Origin of the sequence: Saccharopolyspora sp. NPDC002686 (assembly GCF_040295745.1) — a bacterium.
Classification (GTDB): domain Bacteria; phylum Actinomycetota; class Actinomycetes; order Mycobacteriales; family Pseudonocardiaceae; genus Saccharopolyspora; species Saccharopolyspora oryzae.
In genome coordinates, this window is sequence record NZ_JBEOVY010000417.1 from 1 (window position 1) to 6,164 (window position 6,164).

Here is a 6,164-nt window from a genome sequence, read left to right on the forward strand (position 1 = left end):
GCGGTCCCCCCCCCACCCCGGGGGGGGCGGGGGCGGGCGGCCCCGCCCCCCCCCCCCCCCGCTGCCGCCGATCCGGCAGCTCGCCCGCGACCTCGGCCTGGCCGCGGGCACCGTCGCCCGCGCCTACCGGGAACTGGAGGCCGCCGGGATCCTGGAGACCGGCCGCCGCCGCGGAACCCGAGTCGCCGCGGCCCCGCAACCACCAGGCCCGGCTGATCCCCTCGCCGCCGCGGCGCAGGAGTTCGTCCGCACGGCCCGCGAGCTGAACGCCGACGTCGGCACTGCCCTGGCAGCAGTGCAGAACGCCTTCCGCGAAGGCCGGTGATCCCGAAGGGGCGGCGTGTGTCTCACGCGGCTAGTGCCAGGGTCAGGGCGCTCACCGCTACTGCGAGGAATCCGCTGGCCAGGCCGAGTTGTGGTGAGTAGTCGCGCGAGAGGAGGTGGGTGTGCACGGCGCAGACGTAGAACAGGACGAGGCCGATCGCGGCGGCGAGTCCGATCAGGGGGACACCGATGAGTCCGAGCAGGAGCCCCAGCGCGCCGGCGAGCTTGAGGGTGTTGATCGGGAAGACGATCCAGGATTCGGGCACTCCCGCCCGTCGCATGGCGGGGGCCAGCTTCTTCCGGCGGATGGTGCCCGCGATGGCCGAGCCGGCGTTCATGGTTATCGCGAGCAAGGTGACGACGATGTACGCGCTGTGCATGCTGGACCTCCCCGCGAGCCCCTCCGGGCGCGCTTTTAAAACGAGAAACATATCATATGAGTTTCATATTTTCTGATGAAGGCGTCGGCTCAGCCCGCCGACGACGTCGGCTGGCCGTGTCCGTGAAACAGGAGCTGCGCGAGCTGCGCACCCAGATGGCGTTGCTGAACCACCAGGTCAGCAGCCAGATCGGGCTGAAGGACGTCGACCTGGACTGCCTCGATCTGATCGGGAAGCACGGTCCGCTCAGCCCGAGCGCGCTCGCCAGGCGGGCGGGGCTGCACCCGGCCACGCTGACCGGCATCCTCGACCGGCTCCAACGCGCCGGCTGGATCATCCGCGAGCGCGACCCGGAGGCGTCCGACCGCCGCGCGATCGCGGTGCGTGCGTTGCCCGCGCGCAACTCGGAGCTGTTCCGCCTCTACTCCGGCATGAACGCGTCGATGGACGAGATCTGCGCCGAGTACGACGAACGCGAACTGCGGCTGATCGCCGACTTCCTGCGCCGCGTCACCGACGCGGGCGCGGACGCGACTGCGGACCTCACCGGTGAGTGAGGATCAGCACGCGACCTGGGGGAACATCGCTTCGTGCGGATGCGGTTGACTTCGGGTGTGAGTACCGAGCTGTCCCCGCGCCGTGCCCGTGTCCGAGCTCCGGAGTTGACCGGCCGCCAGTGGTTGAACACCGGTGGCGAGGAGCTCCGGCTCGCCGACTTCCGCGGCAAGGTCCTCGTCCTGGACTTCTGGACGTTCTGCTGCATCAACTGCCTGCACGTGCTCGACGAGCTGCGGCCGTTGGAGGAGGAGTTCGCCGCCGAGGTCGTCACGGTCGGGGTGCACTCGCCGAAGTTCGAGCATGAGGCCGATCCCGCGGCGCTGGTCGCGGCCGTCGAGCGCTACGCCGTGCACCACCCGGTGCTCGACGACCCGGAGCTCGCGACCTGGCAGAACTACGCCGTCAAGGCCTGGCCGACGCTCGTCGTGGTGGACCCCGAGGGCTACGTCGTGCACGTCGCCGCTGGTGAGGGGCACGTCGAGGCGCTGCGCAGCGTCATCACCGAGGTGATCGCCGAGCACGAGGCGAAGGGCACGCTGCACCGCGGCGACGGTCCGTACGTGCCGCCGGAAACGCCCGAGACGACGCTGCGGTTCCCCGGCAAGGTCATCGCGCTCAACAGCGGGAACCTGCTGGTCTCGGACTCGGCGAACCACTCGCTGGTGGAGTTCGCCGCCGACGGTGAGACCGTCGTGCGCCGCATCGGCACTGGTCAGCGGGGTCGTGCCGACGGTGTCGAGCCCGCGTTCTCCGAGCCGGGCGGGCTCGCGCTGCTGCCCGAGCAGCTCGCCGAGCAGGTCGGTTACGACGTGGTCGTCGCCGACACCGTCAACCACCTGCTGCGCGGTGTGCGGCTCGCGGACGGGCACGTCACGACCTTGGCCGGGACCGGTGAGCAGTGGCGCGACGGCAGCGACTCCGGGCCCGGTCTGGAGACCCCGCTGACCAGCCCGTGGGACGTCGCCTGGTGGGAACCGGCCGGGGGCGTGGTGATCGCGATGGCCGGCAACCACACGCTCGGCCTGTTCGACCCGGTCTCCGGCGAGGTCCGGCGGTTCGCCGGGACCACCGTGGAGGGGCTGCGGGATGGCGCGGCCGAGGAGGCGTTCTTCGCCCAGACCTCCGGGCTGGCCGACGGCGGCGACCGGTTGTGGATGGCGGACTCGGAGACCTCGGCGCTGCGCTGGGTCGAGGCGGCCGGCGACGGGTTCGAGGTGCGGACCGCCGTCGGCACCGGGCTGTTCGACTTCGGGCACGCCGACGGACCCGCTGACCAGGCGCTCCTCCAGCACCCGCTGGGCGTGGCCGTGCTGCCGGACGGTTCGGTCGCGGTCTGCGACACCTACAACGGCGCGATCCGGCGCTACGAGCCGGCGACCGGCGAGGTCTCCACGCTGGCGACCGACGTCGCCGAGCCGTCCGGTGCGGTGGTGGTCGACGGCGAGCTCGTGGTGGTCGCCTCGGCCGCGCACCGGCTCGAGCGGCCCGTCCCGCCGGGCGTCGCCGCGCGACTGGTCGAAGGGGCATCGCAGCAGGTCAAGCGGCCTGCGACGGAGATCGCCCCCGGCGAGGTGGAGCTCGCGGTGGTGTTCACCCCGCCGCCCGGCACCAAGCTCGACGAGCGCTACGGTCCGTCGACCCGGCTGGAGATCACTTCGTCACCGGCCGAGCTGCTGGTCGAAGGCGCGGGCGTGGGCACCGACCTGACCCGCCGCCTGGTGCTTGCCGACGGCATCGAGCAGGGCGTGCTGCACGTGGTCGCGCAGGCCGCGAGCTGCGACGACGACCCGGGCATCGAGCACCCGGCCTGCCGCCTGACCAGGCAGGACTGGGGCGTTCCGATCAAGATCGCCGCGACGGGTCCGAACCGCCTGCCCCTCGTGATGGGCGGGCTCGACACCGAGAGCTGACCGGAGCGAACGGACCGTTCGCCCACCAGAACGGTCCGTTCGCTCCACCTCCACCACCCGGCGCGCCGGGCCAGCGAGGTGAGCGTTCCGGGTAAGCCCGGCATTTCGTTCTTCCGGGGCGAGCGGGGATCGGAATGGGGGAATTGTTCTTTTTCCGGCGGTGTGCGGGGTGTTCCGCTTGCTCGGACGGGCGCTGGTTTCGATCGCTGGATCGGGTGGTGTGGGGGTTCTGCGGGTACCGCGCGTGCGCGGTTGAGCGGGGTCGTCGCGGACACCGGCGGGCCGCGCGAGAGATATGCCCCGGTAGTTCGAGGCCCACCGGATCAGGCTTGTGAGCTGCGCAAACGGCGAGCCGGATGGGAGGTTTCGGGCGCTGCGGCCGGAAGGGGTGCGTTACACCCGCCCTGGGCGGCCGACCGCGGGGTGGGGAGAAGTAAACTTTTCGGGTGACCGATGCCAAGCTCGAAATCCAGATGCTGCACGACCGGGTCATGGTGCGCATCTCGCCGGAGTCCGGTGAGCGCCGCAGCACCGGCGGCATCGTGATCCCGGCGACCGCCCAGGTCGCCAAGCGGCTCGTCTGGGGCGAGGTCTTCGGCGTGGGCAGCCACGTGCGCACCGTCAAGGTCGGCGACCAGGTGCTGTTCAACCCCGACGAGCAGTTCGAGGTCGAAGTCCAGGGCCAGCCGTACCTGGTGATGCGCGAGCGCGACCTGCACGCGGTGGCCACCGAGCAGACCGAGCAGGGCACCGGGCTGTACCTGTAGTCGGCAACCCCGGTCCGGTCGGCGCGACGGCCGGCGAAGCGCAGGAGCCGACGACTCCAGGCTCCCCCCACCGCAAGACCGACAGGAGAAGGGGAAGCGGTGCCGGAAAACCACGACCAGCACAGCGGTGCGGACCCGTCCACCGAACGGCTCCGCACCGATTCGGACCAGAGCTCGACCGGTGGTGCCCACCCGGAGACCGAAGTCGAGCAGACCACCCGGATCCCCCCGGTGACCCCCGAACCCGAGTCGGACGCCGAGCGCACCGTGCAGATCGCCGCGGTGCCCGCCGACTTCAGCAGCTACCCGCTCGGTGAGACCCAGTCGATCCCGCAGGTCAACGCCGAACCCACCGGCTGGAGCGCGGTCGTGCCGCCGCAGTCGGCGGACGAGCGCAAGAAGCGCGGCCTGATCCGGGCCGGCATCGCCGCTGGTGCGGCCGTCGGCGCCCTGGCCCTGCTCTACATCGGCGACCTGGCCTTCACCAGCGGAACCGTGCCGCGCGGCACGGTCGTGGCAGGCGTCGACATCGGCGGCCTGGAGCCCGCGGCGGCCGAGACGCAGCTGCGCAACGACCTCGGCCCGGGCCTCGACGAGCCGGTGGAGCTGAAGGTCGCGGACCGCTCGGTGACCATCAACCCGGGCGACGCCGGGCTGGAGATGGACTGGGCGGCGACCGTGCAGGAGGCCGGTGAGCAGCCGCTCAACCCGTTCACCCGGATCTCCTCGCTGTTCACCACCCGCGAGGTCACCCCGGTCAGCCACGGCGACCGGGAGCACCTGGTGCAGGCGCTGGAACAGGTCCGGCCGCAGCTGGACCGGCAACCGGCCGAGGGCACCATCCGCTTCGAGGGCGCCAAGGCCGTCGCGGTCGACCCGGTGACCGGCCAGTCCATCGACGTGGAGAAGGCCACCGACGAGGTGCTGACGCACTGGGCCGAGAAGGGCCCGGTGAGCATCCCCTTCACCGAGCAGCCGGTCAGCACCACCAAGGACGGCGTGCAGCGGGCGCTGCGCGAGGTCGCCGAGCCCGCCGTGAAGTCGCCGGTGACGGTGCGCGGCGAGGGCAAGGACGCGACCCTCGCACCCGAGGCGATCGCCAGCGCGCTGCGGTTCGAGCCGGACGGCCAGGGCGGGCTGAAGGCCAGCGTCGACCTGCCGACCGCGGTCGGTGCCGTCGAGCCGCAGCTAGCCGACACCATCAAGCCCGGCAAGGACGCCGAGATCGTCGTCGAGGGCGGGCGCCCCGTGGTCCGGCCGTCCGTCGACGGCGTCGGGGTGAACTGGGACAAGAGCTTCGAGAAGCTCCTCGACGTGCTGCGCGCCCCGGAAAAGCGTTCGGTGCAGGCGGTTTACGAGCACCAGCCGGCGAAGTTCACCACCGAGCAGGCCGACCAGCTCGGCATCAAGGAAGTCGTCGGCGAGTTCAGCACCGGCGGCTTCGAGCCCGCGTCGGGCGTGAACATCCGCCGCACCGCCGAGCAGGTCAACGGCGCGATCATCAAGCCCGGCGAGACCTGGAGCCTCAACGGCCACACCGGTCCGCGCGGAGTGGCGCAGGGCTACGTGGAGTCCGGCATCATCCAGGACGGCCGGCCCGGGCGCGCGGTCGGCGGCGGCATCTCGCAGTTCGCCACGACCCTGTACAACGCCTCGTACTTCGCGGGCATGCAGGACGTCGAGCACAAGGCGCACAGCTACTACATCAGCCGCTACCCGGCGGGCCGCGAAGCGACGGTGTTCCAGAGCCCGAGCGGCGCGAGCGTCATCGACGTCAAGTTCAAGAACGTCGCCAAGAGCGGCATCCTGATCACCACGGAGTGGACGCCGTCGTCGATCACGGTGAAGCTGTGGGGCACCAAGCAGTTCGACGTGTCCTCGCAGACCGGCGAGCGGACCAACCCCACGGACCCGCACGAGAAGGTCGTGCCGCCGGGCGAGCCGTGCAGCCCGAGCAAGGGCACGCCCGGTTTCACGGTGACCGACACCCGCACCATCCGGGACCTGAGCAGCGGTCAGACGAAGACTGAAACGCAGCGCACGCGCTACGAGCCGCAGCCGATCATCCACTGCGGCCCACCGCCACCGCCACCGCCGCAGTGACCGACGACTCCCTCGGCCCCCACCGGACCTCCGGTGGGGGCCTTCGTCGTCTCGGCCGGGGTCAAGTTCCGCAGGGTCAAAGTTCCGCGGAGTCAAAATTCCATTGAAATCGCACATCCGAT

The 6,164-nt window shown here is 71.2% G+C and carries 6 protein-coding genes; 5 read left to right on the forward strand and 1 reads right to left on the reverse strand.

The genetic code is table 11. From position 1 onward, the window contains the following. Nucleotides 1–325, forward strand: a 325-nt coding sequence (locus ABTZ89_RS34240; protein WP_351052663.1) for a GntR family transcriptional regulator, incomplete at its 5' end; no start/stop codon positions are given. A gap of 22 nt (nucleotides 326–347) precedes the next feature. Here the strand turns inward: ABTZ89_RS34240 and ABTZ89_RS34245 are convergent. Beyond that, nucleotides 348–704 carry a DoxX family protein gene (locus tag ABTZ89_RS34245; protein WP_351052666.1) on the reverse strand — a complete coding sequence of 119 codons (357 nt, stop codon included), beginning with the start codon at nucleotides 702–704 and terminating at the stop codon, nucleotides 348–350. 56 nt (nucleotides 705–760) lie between these two features. Between ABTZ89_RS34245 and ABTZ89_RS34250 the strand changes: the two genes are divergently transcribed. From ABTZ89_RS34250 to ABTZ89_RS34265, 4 genes are all read left to right on the forward strand, one after another. Then, the gene (locus ABTZ89_RS34250; protein WP_502949642.1) at nucleotides 761–1,261 is read left to right on the forward strand and encodes a MarR family winged helix-turn-helix transcriptional regulator; all 501 of its coding nucleotides are present in this window, start codon (nucleotides 761–763) and stop codon (nucleotides 1,259–1,261) included. A gap of 39 nt (nucleotides 1,262–1,300) precedes the next feature. Then, nucleotides 1,301–3,172 (forward strand): NHL domain-containing thioredoxin family protein, encoded by a 1,872-nt coding sequence (locus ABTZ89_RS34255; protein WP_351052669.1) that lies wholly within the window; start codon nucleotides 1,301–1,303, stop codon nucleotides 3,170–3,172. Between the two features lie 446 nt (nucleotides 3,173–3,618). Next, on the forward strand, nucleotides 3,619–3,939 hold the full coding sequence (locus tag ABTZ89_RS34260; protein WP_270950482.1) for a GroES family chaperonin: 321 nt from the start codon (nucleotides 3,619–3,621) through the stop codon (nucleotides 3,937–3,939). A gap of 99 nt (nucleotides 3,940–4,038) precedes the next feature. Further along, the gene (locus tag ABTZ89_RS34265) at nucleotides 4,039–6,042 is read left to right on the forward strand and encodes a VanW family protein (protein WP_351052672.1); all 2,004 of its coding nucleotides are present in this window, start codon (nucleotides 4,039–4,041) and stop codon (nucleotides 6,040–6,042) included. The last annotated feature ends 122 nt before the right edge of the window (nucleotides 6,043–6,164 follow it).

Coding starts and splice junctions, on each gene's coding strand:
- ABTZ89_RS34245 (WP_351052666.1), bottom strand. CDS start 704: ATGCACAGCGCGTACATCGTCGTCACCTTGCTCGCGATAACCATGAAC.
- ABTZ89_RS34250 (WP_502949642.1), top strand. CDS start 761: ATGAGTTTCATATTTTCTGATGAAGGCGTCGGCTCAGCCCGCCGACGA.
- ABTZ89_RS34255 (WP_351052669.1), top strand. CDS start 1,301: ATGCGGTTGACTTCGGGTGTGAGTACCGAGCTGTCCCCGCGCCGTGCC.